The 14,036-nt window shown below is 44.7% G+C and carries 17 protein-coding genes; 9 read left to right on the forward strand and 8 right to left on the reverse strand.

The features are described from left to right. The first annotated feature begins 110 nt into the window (after positions 1-110). Positions 111-1,136, forward strand: coding sequence for a tRNA dihydrouridine(20/20a) synthase DusA (gene dusA / locus I6L24_RS01310; RefSeq protein ID WP_216986304.1), 1,026 nt, complete (start codon positions 111-113; stop codon positions 1,134-1,136). Between the two features lie 50 nt (positions 1,137-1,186). Here the strand turns inward: dusA and I6L24_RS01315 are convergent, their stop codons facing one another. Both I6L24_RS01315 and coaBC read right to left on the reverse strand, forming a co-directional pair. Next, positions 1,187-1,699, reverse strand: coding sequence for a hypothetical protein (locus tag I6L24_RS01315; protein ID WP_216986305.1), 513 nt, complete (start codon positions 1,697-1,699; stop codon positions 1,187-1,189). Positions 1,700-1,929: 230 nt separating this feature from the next. Then, the gene (gene coaBC, locus I6L24_RS01320) at positions 1,930-3,204 is read right to left on the reverse strand and encodes a bifunctional phosphopantothenoylcysteine decarboxylase/phosphopantothenate--cysteine ligase CoaBC (RefSeq protein ID WP_216986306.1); all 1,275 of its coding nucleotides are present in this window, start codon (positions 3,202-3,204) and stop codon (positions 1,930-1,932) included. 113 nt (positions 3,205-3,317) lie between these two features. On the opposite strand from coaBC, the gene radC reads away from it, so the two are divergent. Together radC and I6L24_RS01330 are read left to right on the forward strand one after the other, a co-directional pair. Further along, positions 3,318-4,019 (forward strand): RadC family protein, encoded by a 702-nt coding sequence (radC, locus tag I6L24_RS01325; protein ID WP_216986307.1) that lies wholly within the window; start codon positions 3,318-3,320, stop codon positions 4,017-4,019. Positions 4,020-4,084: 65 nt separating this feature from the next. Beyond that, the gene (locus tag I6L24_RS01330) at positions 4,085-4,996 is read left to right on the forward strand and encodes a bestrophin family protein (protein WP_004733710.1); all 912 of its coding nucleotides are present in this window, start codon (positions 4,085-4,087) and stop codon (positions 4,994-4,996) included. 84 nt (positions 4,997-5,080) lie between these two features. Here I6L24_RS01330 and I6L24_RS01335 read toward each other — a convergent pair whose 3' ends face one another. After that, the gene (locus I6L24_RS01335; RefSeq protein ID WP_216986308.1) at positions 5,081-5,932 is read right to left on the reverse strand and encodes a PHP domain-containing protein; all 852 of its coding nucleotides are present in this window, start codon (positions 5,930-5,932) and stop codon (positions 5,081-5,083) included. Positions 5,933-5,976: 44 nt separating this feature from the next. Between I6L24_RS01335 and I6L24_RS01340 the strand changes: the two genes are divergently transcribed. From I6L24_RS01340 to mnmC, 4 genes are read left to right on the forward strand one after another with little or no spacing between them, the layout of a single operon-like run. After that, positions 5,977-6,588, forward strand: coding sequence for a septation protein IspZ (locus I6L24_RS01340; protein ID WP_004645132.1), 612 nt, complete (start codon positions 5,977-5,979; stop codon positions 6,586-6,588). 28 nt (positions 6,589-6,616) lie between these two features. Continuing rightward, positions 6,617-6,919, forward strand: coding sequence for a YciI family protein (locus I6L24_RS01345; RefSeq protein ID WP_004281605.1), 303 nt, complete (start codon positions 6,617-6,619; stop codon positions 6,917-6,919). 5 nt (positions 6,920-6,924) lie between these two features. Next, positions 6,925-7,434: a hypothetical protein gene (locus tag I6L24_RS01350; protein ID WP_216986309.1), complete on the forward strand. Its 510-nt coding sequence runs from the start codon at positions 6,925-6,927 to the stop codon at positions 7,432-7,434. A gap of 39 nt (positions 7,435-7,473) precedes the next feature. Further along, positions 7,474-9,372, forward strand: a complete 1,899-nt coding sequence (gene mnmC / locus I6L24_RS01355) for an FAD-dependent 5-carboxymethylaminomethyl-2-thiouridine(34) oxidoreductase MnmC (protein ID WP_216986310.1) — start codon at positions 7,474-7,476, stop codon at positions 9,370-9,372. 137 nt (positions 9,373-9,509) lie between these two features. Here mnmC and tnpC read toward each other — a convergent pair whose 3' ends face one another. The 4 genes from tnpC to I6L24_RS01375 form a co-directional block, all read right to left on the reverse strand. Next, positions 9,510-11,156 carry an IS66 family transposase gene (gene tnpC / locus I6L24_RS01360; protein WP_216986311.1) on the reverse strand — a complete coding sequence of 549 codons (1,647 nt, stop codon included), beginning with the start codon at positions 11,154-11,156 and terminating at the stop codon, positions 9,510-9,512. A 74-nt stretch (positions 11,157-11,230) separates the two neighbouring features. After that, the gene (gene tnpB / locus I6L24_RS01365; protein ID WP_005232274.1) at positions 11,231-11,566 is read right to left on the reverse strand and encodes an IS66 family insertion sequence element accessory protein TnpB; all 336 of its coding nucleotides are present in this window, start codon (positions 11,564-11,566) and stop codon (positions 11,231-11,233) included. Then, positions 11,563-11,946, reverse strand: a complete 384-nt coding sequence (gene tnpA, locus I6L24_RS01370; RefSeq protein WP_004733109.1) for an IS66-like element accessory protein TnpA — start codon at positions 11,944-11,946, stop codon at positions 11,563-11,565. The genes tnpB and tnpA overlap by 4 nt, the downstream gene beginning before the upstream one ends. 165 nt (positions 11,947-12,111) lie before the next feature. Then, positions 12,112-12,426, reverse strand: coding sequence for a rhodanese-like domain-containing protein (locus I6L24_RS01375; RefSeq protein WP_216986312.1), 315 nt, complete (start codon positions 12,424-12,426; stop codon positions 12,112-12,114). A 92-nt stretch (positions 12,427-12,518) separates the two neighbouring features. On the opposite strand from I6L24_RS01375, the gene I6L24_RS01380 reads away from it, so the two are divergent. Further along, positions 12,519-13,007 (forward strand): YajQ family cyclic di-GMP-binding protein, encoded by a 489-nt coding sequence (locus I6L24_RS01380; RefSeq protein WP_004281601.1) that lies wholly within the window; start codon positions 12,519-12,521, stop codon positions 13,005-13,007. 25 nt (positions 13,008-13,032) lie between these two features. Further along, positions 13,033-13,536, forward strand: coding sequence for a DUF4442 domain-containing protein (locus I6L24_RS01385; protein WP_005252918.1), 504 nt, complete (start codon positions 13,033-13,035; stop codon positions 13,534-13,536). Positions 13,537-13,595: 59 nt separating this feature from the next. Here I6L24_RS01385 and I6L24_RS01390 read toward each other — a convergent pair whose 3' ends face one another. Beyond that, positions 13,596-14,036, reverse strand: coding sequence for an acyl-CoA thioesterase (locus tag I6L24_RS01390; protein ID WP_153566559.1), 441 nt, complete (start codon positions 14,034-14,036; stop codon positions 13,596-13,598).

Below are 14,036 nucleotides of genomic sequence, written 5' to 3' on the forward strand. Positions count from 1 at the left end.
TACTTATTATGGCGTATTTATGACGTAAATCAAATTTTAAAAAGAGCAAAAAAAGATGAAATAGATGCAAATAAATTCAACACAACACTGATTCAATAGGTTGATTTTCAATGAGTATTTTATCAAAACCAAGCAACACACAGAATCCTCGAATCAGTGTTGCGCCGATGATGGATTGGACCACCAAAGACTATCGCTTCTTTGCGCGTCTGTTTAACCCGAATGTGATTATGTACACCGAAATGGTCACCACAGGTGCAATCATTTACGGTGATGCCAAACGTCATTTGGACTTTAATACGGAAGAACAGCCAATCGTGTTGCAACTCGGCGGCTCGAATCCAAAAGATCTCGCCACTTGTACCAAGATGGCGCAGGACTGGGGCTATAACGAAGTCAATTTAAATGTAGGTTGCCCAAGTGACCGGGTACAGAATAATAAAATTGGTGCCTGTCTGATGGCAGAGCCTGATTTAGTCGCAGAATGTATTGCTGAAATGCGTCATGCGGTGGATATTCCAGTGACTGTAAAACACCGGATCGGGATTGATGATATGCACTCCTATGAAGAGATGCTACATTTTGTCGATACTGTGGCCAAAACCGGCTGCAATAACTTTATCGTGCATGCGCGGATTGCCTTATTAAAAGGTCTATCACCTAAAGAAAACCGCGACGTGCCACCCCTACGTTATGAAGATGTCTACCGTTTAAAACAGGATCGTCCTGATCTGCTCATCGAGATCAACGGCGGGATTAAAACCTATGCCGAAACCCTAGAACATCTCAAACATGTGGATGGGGTGATGATTGGCCGCGAAGCCTATCATAATCCTTACTTACTGGCTGAACTGGGCCAACTGTGGAATCTGGATGCACCAGACCGTTTTGACATTATGCAACAGATGCTGCCTTATATTGCCCAGCGCATGGCCGAAGATGCACCGTTGTCGATTATTACCCGTCATATTTTGGGACTGTTCCAGAACCTGCCGGGTGCACGCAAATGGCGTCAGGCTTTAAGCGGTGGCAATGCCAAAACCTTGAAAGATGTAGAAACTGCTCTCTTTAATATTCAGGAAGCGATGCAGCGTACTGAAGATTATGTACGTGAACATCAACAGGTTGAATCCTAAACACAAAAAGCACCGATCATCGGTGCTTTTTTATAGCGATTGCGCATGAGTTATTGCGTATACGCCGTGATATTACCGACCGGAATCGGCTCTTCCTGATAAGAAACATCTTGCAATACGGGTTCAGCCAGTGGTGTGATCAGAGAGCCGGAGACATTCTGGTTTGGTTCATCTACAGGTTCCAGATCATCCAAGGCTGAGGCCAGTTGCTGTAATTCTCGATCCAGTTGCTGACGATATTTTTCAATTTCAATTTCATCAATAAAAGCAAAGGCATCATCTTCAATCGACCAACTATACCCCCCATCCACCTTAAAGACTTTTACATGAATGGGATATTCCTCACCCTGATAATTCAGATGAGAAATGGCCTGAAACTCATTCCCCTGACGCTGGACAATTTTGACTTTTTTCACGGTAAAACGATAGTGTTGATAATCTCGATTGGAATTAAATTCACGTTGCATCTGCGTTTGAATATTTCTGGCCAGTTCATCCATCGAGACAAAATAATTGCATCCAGCCAGACAGGCGACCATCCATAACATCATGATTTTTTTCATAGCGCCCCCTCTTTTTTTCTTTCCACTTCCTGCTTATAGCTGATATACGCAGTATTTTTATCTTTGCTTATTCTGTGACCCATTTTATGCTTTTTTGCAAAAACAATAAACAAACAGCGCTTCGATTAAGACTAAATATTTATGGTTTCTATGGTTTTTTTGAATTAATGATAAAAAATCAGCCATAAAAAAACCCTGATGGATTCAGGGTTTTTTCGATACAGATCGTTTTAAAAATCATCATCACTGGATGGATCACGATGCAGGGCATCATGAATAGCTTCGATCAACTGCTGGGCAATTTCCTGCTTGGAGGCTTTTTCCAGATCGCGTTTATCCAGCTGATAATGCTCGGCAAAGAATACTATCATGGCATTTTCATCCGAAGCAAATCCGATATCTGCACGTGATACATCATTGCAGGCAATCATATCCAGCTTTTTCGCGACCAGCTTTCCGGCAGCATATTCTTCAATATTGCGGGTTTCTGCCGCAAAGCCGACCATAAATGGACGTTTTTCCTGCTGGGCAATTGTGGCAACAATATCCGGATTTTTCACCAAGGCTACATTCAGTTCATCACCAGCTTTCTTGATTTTATGCTCGGCTACTTCTGCCACACGATAATCGGCTACTGCAGCTGTCGCAATAAAGATATCGCAACCATTTTCCAGCATTTGCATGCTTTCATTCAGCATTTGCACGGCAGAAGAAACATTCTTACGTTTCACGCCATTTGGAGTGTCCAGACTGACCGGCCCTGCAATCAGGGTCACATTGGCTCCGGCTGCATAACAGGCTGCAGCCAGTGCAAAGCCCATTTTCCCGGTACTGTGATTGGAAATATAACGCACCGGATCAATCGCTTCGCGGGTCGGGCCTGCGGTAATCGTGACTTGTTTACCCGCAAGCAGGCCAAATTTTTCCGCAATCGCACGTTGAGCTTTGTGAAAATATTCAGTCACCTGTCGGGCTAAATCTTCCGGCTCAGGCATCCGGCCCAAACCTACATCACCACAAGCCTGTGATCCCGCGTCCGGCATGATCACATGCACACCATCTTCGATCAGTGTCGCAAGATTGCGCTGCGTTGCTTTCGCCGCCCACATTTGCTGGTTCATGGCAGGCGCCACCCAGACGGGTGCTTTCGTCGCCAGATATAAAGTACTTAAGAGATCATCAGCCAGACCTGCGGCAAATTTTGCCAAGGTATCACAGCTGGCCGGCGCTACCAGCAACAGATCTGCCCAACGTGCCAGCTCGATATGGCCCATGCCGGCTTCTGCTTCAGTATCCAGCAATTCGGTATGTACGGGATTGCCCGATAAGGCTTGAAAGGTTAAAGGTGTAATAAAAGCCTGTGCACCGTGAGTCATGACGACCCGCACATCAAATCCGGCATCTTTTAGACGGCGGACCAGAATTGCACTTTTATAGGCAGCAATACCGCCAGTGACGGCCAAAATGATATTTTTATGAGGAATTACACTTAGATCAAAGCTCACGAACAGATTACCTCGCTGTTGCAGTGGGGCTCACAATAGCATTAAATAATCGCATTCCCAAGAGATCAGCTTGCGGGAAAACTGATAATTCATAATAAATAAGTCTAATAACTATGCAATTTTCTATTAAAAATTGGCCGGAACAAGAACGGCCGCGAGAACGCTTAATTCAATATGGCGCAGAAAGTCTGTCCGATGCCGAGCTACTGGCTATTTTTCTACGCTCCGGTTCCCAGCAACATTCGGCAGTTGATCTGGCGCGTTTGCTGATTCAGCATTTTGGTCATTTGACTGCGTTGCTCGATGCACCTTTACAGGAAGTCAGCCAGTTTCATGGCATGGGCATCAGTAAATATACTCAACTGATGGCCGTCAAGGAACTCGGACGGCGTTACATAGCCGAGCACCTGAAACAGGATGCACTGGAACTTACCAATTCCAAGCGGCTGAGAGATTACTTACGTTTTGAACTGCTCGGTGAAACTCAGGAAGTGTTTGCCGTGCTGTGTCTGGATGCCAGTTTAAGAAAAATTGCCTTTAAAAAACTGTTTTATGGCTCCATCAATGCATGTGATATTTCCATTAATCAATTGCTACGTTATGCGATTACCCAACAGGCAACCTCAATTGTCATTGCACATAATCATCCGCTGGGCCGGCCCTCTCCCTCCAAGGCTGACCTAGTGTTAACCCGTCAGATTCAACAGGCCTGCCAGCTAGTGGATATCCATCTGATTGACCATTGCATCATCGCCTTGGAAGGCAGCTTTTCCTTTGCTGAGCAGCAACTCATCAAACCGGAAATGCAGTATTGAATAGCACTTGACAAAGCAGGCACAACTCCACAAGATCATGAAAAAAATTGTGATGATTCCAATAAATGATCGTACGTGACCAGCCGACTGTTTTTAAACTGCTGTTTTCCTGGCGGGGGACGATTTTACCTAAAGTTTTGCCACCTTTAGGCGTAGTGATGCTGATGTCAGCCATCATCGGTGGCTTGTCACATATTGGCTATTTTCATTTTCCAGAATTACCCCTGGTCGGATTTACCCTGATTGGAGTGGTACTGTCTATTTTTCTTGGTTTTAAAAATACCGCCTGTTATGACCGCTGGTGGGAAGCGCGCAAACTTTGGGGAATTCTAATTGCCAATTCACGTCATTTTGACCGTGATTGCCGGATGCTGTCTCAAGGTCGCCGTGAGCGTGTGATTCAGCATGTGATTGTCTTTGCCAATGTACTCCGCGATCGCCTACGCCATCAAACAGCCAATCCGACTGAACTGGTTGAAACCAGCGGCATGAGCCAGCAGGCGGTGACCCAACTCTATCAGCAGGCCAATGCGCCGCAATATACCTTAAGCCTGATTCAATGGGAGTTAATGCAGGCGCTTAAAGAAGGTGAAATCTCCGATATCATCTATATGCAGATGAATAATCATGTGGCGGAACTAAGTATTGTCCAGACTGGTTGTGACCGGATTGCGACGACGCCTTTGCCTTTTGCCTATTCGGTCTTGCTCAATCGTACCGTCTATTTTTTCTGTTTTATTTTACCTTTTAGTTTAGGTTCAACGCTTGGTCTGTTTACGCCTTTACTGGTTGGAATTTTGGCCTATACTTTTTTGGGGCTGGATGCGCTAAGTTCAGAAATTGAGGAGCCTTTTGGTACCCAGAGTAATGACTTGCCACTAGACTCGATGGTACGTACGATTGAAATTGAACTGTTAGGGACTTTAGGTAAACCAACGCCACCACCGATTCAGGCTCAAGATCATAATTTGCTATAATTTATAATTCTCTCCTCGCCCTTTGCTATTAGTAGCGAAGGGAAAATCTTCTCTCAAATGAAAAAGATCGAGGTAAAGGAATGACTAAACAAAACTCTTCCAAATTCCGACCTGACCCGGTTTAAGGCTCGGGACATTGCCCAGTTTAATCCAGGGCATGTGATCGCCATGAAAATCACTGCCAATCGAAACTTTAAGATCATATTCAGCAATCATTCGATCCACCATCTGCCGGGTGGAACTTGGTTCAATCGCCGGTGGCAGCTCGACGGCATCTCCACCGAACTTGGCAAAGATCTCGATCAGATAACGGATATTGGTCGCAGATAAATCATATTTGGTCGGATGTGCCAGCACGGCGAAGCCACCACTTTCATGAATCACCTGAATCGTGTCTTCAAGATTCAAGCCGTCAAATTTGACATAGGCCTTTTTGCCTTCCTTGATATATTTATCAAAGGCCTGTTGCGGACGGGTCACAATCCCCTTTTCTACTAGCGTTTTGGCAATATGGGTCCGTGTCACCCGATCAGGGATATGGTCTACTTTGGCGAGCACATCAATATAAATATCCTCCCCAATTAAAGGAACCAGCAGATCACAAATCTGTTTAGAACGTTCAGCCCGGATTTTCTTTTGCTGATTGAGGGCTTTTTGTAAAGGCTCAGGATTTTGCATATTTAGCGCGACGATATGCACGCCATAGTTTTTCTTGGTGGCAGGACGTGACCATTGGCTGGATATTTCCACCCCGGAAATGATCTTAATCTCATGATTTTTGGCAGCTTCTTCCGCTAATACCAAACCGTCCATGGTGTCATGATCCGTCAGGGCCAAAGTATGGACAAGTTTTTCCACAGCCGCTTCGACTAATTGCTGAGGACTGAAAGTTCCATCAGAAATATTACTATGTGTATGTAAATCTACGCCGTGCATCTCTATACTATGACATTTATTTGATCAGATTTAGATACTCTAACATGAAAGCACTTTTAGACTTTGTGCCACTCATTATTTTCTTTTATTTATATAAAACTGTAGATCCAAAAGACACTGACCATCAATTGCTGCAATTGATCGGTTCTGCGGGGGGTGTCGACAATAATAATATTCTTGTTGCAACCACAGGTCTGATTATTTCCATGCTGGTCGTCTATGGTGCGTTATTTGTCATGCAAAAATTCCGTCTGGACAAGCAGCAATGGATTGTCTTGTTTATGACGGTGATTTTTGGTGGTATCACCCTGATCCTCAGCGATGATTTTTATATCCGTCTAAAAGCCGTGTTACTGAATCTGGTCTTTGCCGGGGTCTTTTTGTTATCGCCCTGGTTTAGCAAGGATAAAAAACCACTGATTCAGCGCCTGTTTGGTCCGGTATTCAATCTAAGCGAAAAAGGCTGGTTCAAGCTGAACTATGCTTGGGTTGCCATGTTCGTACTGATGTCATTTCTGCATACCTTTTTCGCCTATTTGTGGATGGATGGAAAATATTGGGGTGAATTTACCGCATTCGGTGACATGATCGTGATGTTTTCCTTTATCATTATTCAGTTTATTGTATTGCGCAAATACTTTAAGACCGCTGAATAAGTCCAACTACAAACGATTGAGAGTCATCATGCCATTATTCGTCGTTAGCTGTACCGATCGGGAAGGTACAGTTGAAAAACGCCTCGCGATTCGTCCACAACATCTTGCACGTCTGGAACAGTTAAATGCTGAAGGCCGCCTGATTGTTGCAGGTGCCATGCCTAAGGATCCAGCCAATCCACAGGCCGGTTTTTATGGCAGTACCATTATTGTCGACTTTGACAGTCGTGAAGCGCTGGATACATGGCTACAGGATGAACCTTTCTTAAAAGAAGGTGTGTACGAACACATCGATGTTAAACCATTCAATAAAGCATTCCCTCAAGGATAAGGTTCATGCGTGTTGTTACTGCCAGTATCATTGGCCTATGTTTTATGATTTCTCCAGTATGGGCAGTCGAAGTTGCGCCTGCTCCTGTGACTCAGGAAAATCAGACAGCACAACCTCAAGGGACAGCGGTGACTGCCCAAACCCAGTCTACGCCGAAACCTGCCATTATTCCTGCCGTAGCATCTTCTGCCCAGCCGGTGCCACCTGCCGAGAATAAGCCATTAACTGCAGAAGAAATCGCCAAGCTCAAAGCCCAGCAAGATACCAAGGTGAAAGCTTTGGTCAAAGATCAGGCCACCCGTTTGCAGCAACTGGAAAAAGCCAATCTGGAAGCACTATCGCAAAATCAAGAATTACAGCTCAAGAATGATAATCTTGGGGTGCAGGTACAGGTGCTGCAAAGTGAACGCAGTGCGCAGATGTTCCTCTACGGTGCAGCAACATTGGCTGTCGGTGTATTGCTTGGCTTCCTGATCGCGAGCTATGTTTATACCAAACGCCGTCGTCAATGGTAAGCTATAGTCCTTCCCGATATTTTTAAGGTTGTACCCGTTTTGTCGCACGCAATTCAAACTGCCGATCTGGATTGGCAATTGGTGGATGGCATTGATGTGCCTGTGTCCAAGCAATTTGGTGATGTGTATTTTTCCAAAGACAATGGCTTGCTGGAAACCCGGCATGTCTTTTTAAATGGCAATGATCTCAGTACGCGTCTGGCAGATTTAAAACCTTTTGAATATTTCTGTGTGGGTGAAACGGGTTTTGGTACTGGTTTAAATATTCTGGCCCTGTGGCAGCTCTGGCAACAGGTACGTCCGGATAATCACAGTCATCTGCATGCCATTTCAGTTGAAAAATTTCCTCTTTCCAAAGCTGATCTGATTCGAGCCTTAAATGCCTGGCCAGAACTCAAGCCTTTAGCCGATCAACTCATCTCTCAATATCCGATGCCAATTTCCGGCTGTCATCGTCTCAGTTTTCCTGAAAAACGATTCAGTCTGGATCTATGGCTGGGTGATGCACATGATGTTTTCCCGATGATTGAAAAAACTGCACCGGTAAACGCCTGGTTTCTGGATGGCTTTGCGCCTTCCTGTAATCCGGACATGTGGGAAGAAAATGTTTTAAATAATATTGTACGTTTATCCGAGATTGGGACAACTTTCGCCTCTTTCAGTGTCGCTGGCGTGTTAAAACGCGGCTTAAAAAATCATGGGATTTCAATTTCCCGTCCACGTGGTTTTAAGCATAAGCGTGAAATGCTGAAAGCGATCTGGAATCCGGCTGAAGAGACTGAGAGTTCATTAATACAAGAAATTACTCAAAAAAAAACTGAGCGAGTGACAGAGACCAATACCAGACCTCGCCAGATTGCCGTAATTGGTGCTGGAATCGCGGGTTTAAGTGCGGCCTGGGCATTCGCTCAACGTGGTCATCAGGTTACGATTTACGACCAGTCAGCGCCACTCTCCGGAGGTTCTGGCAATCCACTGGCCTTACTCAATCCTAAACTTTGTCCGGTTGAGCAAAGTGCAGAGCATTTAATGACCTTGGCCTGGCAACAGGCTCTGACGCACTATGCAAAATTCAAGGCTTTCCGCCCAATTCAGGTCAATCAACTCGCCTTAAAAAATCCTGAACAGCTTTTAGGATTGGCAGACGAATATCCTAAAAAAATTCTTGCTGCACAAGATACAGAAGATCAAGAGATTCAAACTGCATTTCGAAGTTTAAAACTGTTAGCAGCTGGTGCGGTTTCACCTCATCAATTGCGTGATGAAATTTTGCAGCATCCGAATATTCAGTATCAACAGGCCAAAATTAGCCATATTGAAGCTGTTACAAAACCTCAGCTATTTGCTAATGAACAGAATCTAGGTGAATTTGATCATGTCATTGTCTGTACTGCGCTAGAAACAGTACAATTTTTTGCAGATTATCCGGTTTTGAAACCGATTCGCGGACAGGTCAGCTGGGTGAATAATCAAGCCCAGCCTTTAAGTGAAAATATTGCCTATAGCTATGGCGGTTATTGTATGCAACTGGATGCAGAACATCTGATCTTGGGCGCTTCTTTCTATCCAGGTCGGGATGATGCAGAGGTACTGGCAGAAGACCATGTACACAACTACGAACTGATCCACAGTGTCTTTCCTGAATATGCACAATCATTAGCTTCTACCGAGACCTGGCAAGGTCGTGCCTCGGTACGCGCGCAAAGTCAGGATTATTTCCCCTTGCTCGGCAAGATGAAAGCGGATGAGGAAATTTACAGCTTTGCCGGTCTAGGCTCCAAAGGTTTTCTGTTTGCGCCGCTCTGTAGTGAAATTCTGGTAGCCCAGATTCTCTGCGAAGCCTGTCCGGTGCCATCCAGTTTAGTAAAAAAACTCAGTGTGACCCGTTTTCAAAAGAAAGTGAAAATGAAGAAACCGTATTTTAAGCTACAAATTTAATTACTATTTTGAATGAATCCCCCTAAATCCCCCTTTAAAAAAGGGGGGACTTTTCTCTACTTTTATGAATAAATAGAATAGATGTAGCTCCTCCCTTTAGAAAAGGGTAAGCGTGCGCTGAACCCCATAGCTATTTTTTAATTTTGGTCGGGTTTCCAGCGGTGCGGCAGCAATTCTTCTATTTGGCTCACTTTATGTGTCGGCAACCTTTTCAGCACATTACTTAAATAGGCATACGGATCCAAGCCATTCAGTTTTGCTGACTGGATTAAAGTCATGATATTGGCAGCTCGTTGGCCGCTGCGCAGCGAGCCAGCAAACAGCCAGTTCTTGCGCCCCAACGCCCAGGGACGCATCTGATTCTCGACCCAATTATTGCAAATAGGTAGATTGCCATCATCCAGATAGCGGCTTAAAGCTGGCCAACGCTTCAGAGTGTAATTGATGGCCTTGGCGGTGGGAGAACTCGATGGCACTGTCAGATGATGTTGGTTGAGCCATTCATATAGTTGTTGCATCACTGGTTGGCTGTGCTGTTGTCGGTATTCGCGGCGGTGTTCTGCTGTACTATCGGTCTTTTTCCTGAGTTCTGCTTCTATCGCATACAGTTTCTGAATCATCAGTAATGCCTGTTCAGCGATCTGACTTTTCCCAGTCACATGTAGCTCATGGAATTTACGACGTGCATGCGCCATGCAGCCCACCTCAATGACATCGCCTGATTTAAAGCGTGCTTTATAACCACTGTAATCATCACAGACCAGATGGCCCTGCCAGCCATTCAGGAACTCTTCTGCATGCTGACCTGAACGGCTATCCTGAAAGTCATAGATCACCGCTTGAACTGGATTGTACTGTGTGGTGGCATAGGCCCAGACATAACCTTTCTTCGGTTTTTTCTCATCATCACCCATCCGCATAATGGTGACTGGTGTTTCATCTGCATGCAGCACCTGCTGTTGCAGCACCACCTCTTTTAAGGCATTGGCCAGAGGCTCCAGTTCTACACCGCAGCGACCTATCCAGTCAGATAACGTGGATCTGGACAGATCAATGCCAGCCCGCTGATAGATCAGGCGCTGACGGTACAGCGGCAAATGATCGGCATACTTCGATACCAACACATGGCTGAGCAATTCAGGTGAAGCAATGCCTTTATCAATCACATAGGCAGGCATCGCTTGCTGAGTCAGAGTGTCGCACTGATCACAGACCCATTTGCCACGGACATGCTGTTCCTTGTAGAACTGTGCCGGTCTGAAATGCAGTTTTTCACTGATATCTTCGCCGATACGACGTAACTGGCAGCCACAACTGCATTGGGTTGATGCAGGTTCATGCTCAATACGGATGGTGTGTAGATGATCGGGTAGCAGTCGACGTTTAGGTTTGTTGACTGTGGCTTTCTGTGTCGCTGCATCGGTTTTATCTGCATTTAATCGTTCTAATTCTAGATCAACAGCGGCAATATCTTCTTCGACCGCTTCATCCCAGAGATGGATTTGTTTTGCGGTGAGATGTTCGTTTTTACTGCCGAATTTGTGCTTTTTAAACAGCGCCAGTTCATGCTCGTATTTTTGGTTGAGAATAGAAAGATGTTGAACTTGAGCATCTAATTGCTGATTGGATACTTCAAGATGCTGAACTTTGGTATCTAATTGTTGGTTTGATTTTTCTAATTCTTGATTTGATTGTGCCAGAGACTGATGCTGCATTGCCAACTGTCTGGTAAATTCCAGCAGTTGTTCATGGGTCAGTTGGCTTAAATCAGGCAGCGTATTCATGACCGCAGTATGCCTGAGGTCATGAGAAGAATGAAATACAACATTTGGAGAATAGCAGAATGGACCAGCCTAGTTTAGAGCATCGTCACCACCTGCTGTCGTCCAATGCGCTGCCAAGGTAAACCCTGGATCAGTGCATGTAACTGTTCCGGACTGATCGCCATGCTTTCACCCTGGTGAACCTGCGCCCAGTGGAATTTTCCCTGTTCCAGCCGCCGGGCACACAGCCAGATGCCCAGTCCATCATGTACCAGCACTTTCATGCGATGGCCACGTTTATTACAGAACAGGTAAGCACAATGCGGTTTGATGTAGCCAAAGGCTCTCACCACCTGAGCCATGATAGTATCCATCCCTGCTCGCATATCCAGAGGTTGGGTAGAAAGCCAGATTTCATCAATGCGGATCATGTTGCAAGTGCCTTGAGTAATTCTGCTAAAGCAGATATTTCTGATACTTGCCATTTCAAGCCAATTTCTGCTTTTGAGTGGGGTAAAGTAATTTGAACCGTTAACATGTCAGTAGGAGTAGGATCTAATGGTGTAGAGCAAGATAAGGCAATAAATGCAGGTTTATTCGGTAGTGGTGAGCGATCATTCCCTGGCTTACCATCAATTAAGCGAATCCATTTGGATACAAGATTTGTATTCAATCCATGTTGCAAAGCGACCGAAGCAATTGAAACGTCCGGTGCTTTACAAGCCTGAACGATCTGCTGTTTAAATTCAGCACTGTATGTTCTTCGTTTTTTCGCAAGAGATGCGATGGATGTCTGGTGATTTGTAGTCATAAATTTTAGTCCCCACTTGTTTTTAAGTGGGGACTAAATTAAGGCTTATAGGATGAATTCATAAGGTGTGTTCAGCGGACGCTTACAGAAAAGGGAGGTTGGGAGGCATTAAATCTCACCCATTAAAAAAGCGCCTTGCGGCGCTTTTTTTATTAACAGAAAGCTTTATGCATTCTGTTCAAGCGGTAAGCCTGCATCACGGGCAGCACGAGTACCACCCATCAGAATGACATATTCACGGGAGCTGTCAAAACCCTCTAACTTTTCAGCAGCACGTGGAGCTTTACTGCCCCCACCACACAAGATGTAAATGGGTTGATCCGCTGACACCTGAGTGAGGTGCTCTGCTGAAAGATCGTTAATAGGCTGATTCACCGCCCCTTTCACGTGTGCTTCAGCAAAAGCACTTGAATCGCGTACATCCCAGATAACTGCATTTTCTGGGAACTCAAATGTTGTAATTTCTTGCTTACGGATCATTGCGCACTCCTTTGATGTAAAACAACACTTGGCAAATGAAGAAAACATCCCTAGCATCTCAGATATTCTTTCCCTTTGTAAAGGTCTAAACTATGCCTTCTTTCGATATTGTTTCTGAATTAGAAATTTTTGAAGTAAATCATGCAGTTCAAAACACCCAAAAAGAAATCGCGACCCGTTTTGATTTCCGTGGTCAGGATGTTTCTATTGAACTGAATGAAAAAAACAAGGAAATCAAAATCTCGACTGAAAGCGATTTCCAGTGTGAACAAGTCTATAGCATGCTGGAAAGTCATTTCTTTAAACGCAAAGTGGATATTCAGGCGCTTGATCCACAAAAAATGACGGCTTCTGGCAAAAACGTGATTCAGGTGATCAAACTCAAAGATGGTCTTGACTCTGATACCGCAAAAAAAATTAATAAAGCCATTAAAGAAAGTGGGATTAAGGCGCAATCTTCTATTCAGGGCGACAAGATTCGTGTGACTGATAAAAAACGCGATACATTGCAGCAAGTAATGGCATTCTTGAAAGAACAGCAATTTGGTTTGCCTTTACAGTTCAATAACTTTAAAGATTAAGACAGCAACGTCTGTAGAAGGAATTATGGCAAAGAACAACCGATTAGCCAGATTAGTCAAAGCCACTGCACGATTACCGCAAGGCATTCGTACTGCTTTGTTAAGTAAAACTTTTGGCCGGGTGGTCCCGATGGTCGGCTCTGCCAAGATTCGTTATGAGGAAATGAGTGCGTCCAAAGTGGTAGTAAGTATGGCCAATCATAAAGCCATGCAGAACCATATCGGACAAATCCATGCATGTGCAATGGCCCTGCTGGCAGAAACAGCAACAGGATTTGTAACCGCAATGAATGTACCGGATAGCGCAGTGGTTTTGATTAAGAGTCTAAAAGTAGACTTTAAACGTCCGACCAAAGGTGCCCTGACGGCAGTTGCTACCTTGACTACTGAACAGCAACGGCTTATGCAAAGTTCAGACAAAGGTGAAACACTGGTTCATGTTATGGTAAGTGATGAATCAGGTGAAGCACCGATTCAATGCGAGATGCTCTGGGCCTGGATTGCCAAAAAGCAATTGAAGCAGACCTGATATCAATACAGACAAAAAAAATCCCAGATCATTAATCTGGGATTTTTTATTTCAAGTCATCATTGTGCTGTTTGGGATTCTAAAAGCTTCTGTTTTGCTTCTTCTGGAATCAGACGTTTGTTACCTTTGACATCTACCGCAACGAAAGTAAACACCCCTTCAGTTACCCGAATTGGTGGGCGTGAATCATCATGACTGTCCCAAACCTCGATTTCCATCTGGATAGAGGTCTTGCCAACTTTTAAAATTTTGGTATAACAACTAATCACGTCCCCGACTTTCACCGGGACCAGAAACGTCATCTGGTTAATTGAAATCGTGGCACAACGTCCCTTTGAAAATCGCTCTGCGTGAATCGCGCCTGCCAAGTCCATTTGTGAAACGATCCAGCCACCAAAGACATCACCACTCCAGTTGGTATCTGCAGGCATTGCGATCGTCTGTAGGGAAAGAATCCCCTCTGGTCTTACTTGAGAATCTGACACTTTCACTCCAGGCAT

The sequence above is a fragment of the Acinetobacter lwoffii genome (genome assembly GCF_019048525.1).
Lineage (GTDB): Bacteria > Pseudomonadota > Gammaproteobacteria > Pseudomonadales > Moraxellaceae > Acinetobacter > Acinetobacter lwoffii_K.

Bases quoted from the DNA above. Each gene is read 5' to 3' on its own strand.
- dusA (WP_216986304.1), top strand. From the start codon at position 111: ATGAGTATTTTATCAAAACCAAGCAACACACAGAATCCTCGAATCAGT.
- I6L24_RS01315 (WP_216986305.1), bottom strand. From the start codon at position 1,699: ATGAAAAAAATCATGATGTTATGGATGGTCGCCTGTCTGGCTGGATGC.
- radC (WP_216986307.1), top strand. From the start codon at position 3,318: ATGCAATTTTCTATTAAAAATTGGCCGGAACAAGAACGGCCGCGAGAA.
- I6L24_RS01330 (WP_004733710.1), top strand. From the start codon at position 4,085: ATGATCGTACGTGACCAGCCGACTGTTTTTAAACTGCTGTTTTCCTGG.
- I6L24_RS01335 (WP_216986308.1), bottom strand. From the start codon at position 5,932: ATGCACGGCGTAGATTTACATACACATAGTAATATTTCTGATGGAACT.
- I6L24_RS01340 (WP_004645132.1), top strand. From the start codon at position 5,977: ATGAAAGCACTTTTAGACTTTGTGCCACTCATTATTTTCTTTTATTTA.
- I6L24_RS01345 (WP_004281605.1), top strand. From the start codon at position 6,617: ATGCCATTATTCGTCGTTAGCTGTACCGATCGGGAAGGTACAGTTGAA.
- I6L24_RS01350 (WP_216986309.1), top strand. From the start codon at position 6,925: ATGCGTGTTGTTACTGCCAGTATCATTGGCCTATGTTTTATGATTTCT.
- tnpC (WP_216986311.1), bottom strand. From the start codon at position 11,156: ATGAATACGCTGCCTGATTTAAGCCAACTGACCCATGAACAACTGCTG.
- tnpB (WP_005232274.1), bottom strand. From the start codon at position 11,566: ATGATCCGCATTGATGAAATCTGGCTTTCTACCCAACCTCTGGATATG.
- tnpA (WP_004733109.1), bottom strand. From the start codon at position 11,946: ATGACTACAAATCACCAGACATCCATCGCATCTCTTGCGAAAAAACGA.
- I6L24_RS01375 (WP_216986312.1), bottom strand. From the start codon at position 12,426: ATGATCCGTAAGCAAGAAATTACAACATTTGAGTTCCCAGAAAATGCA.
- I6L24_RS01380 (WP_004281601.1), top strand. From the start codon at position 12,519: ATGCCTTCTTTCGATATTGTTTCTGAATTAGAAATTTTTGAAGTAAAT.
- I6L24_RS01385 (WP_005252918.1), top strand. From the start codon at position 13,033: ATGGCAAAGAACAACCGATTAGCCAGATTAGTCAAAGCCACTGCACGA.
- I6L24_RS01390 (WP_153566559.1), bottom strand. From the start codon at position 14,036: ATGCCTGGAGTGAAAGTGTCAGATTCTCAAGTAAGACCAGAGGGGATT.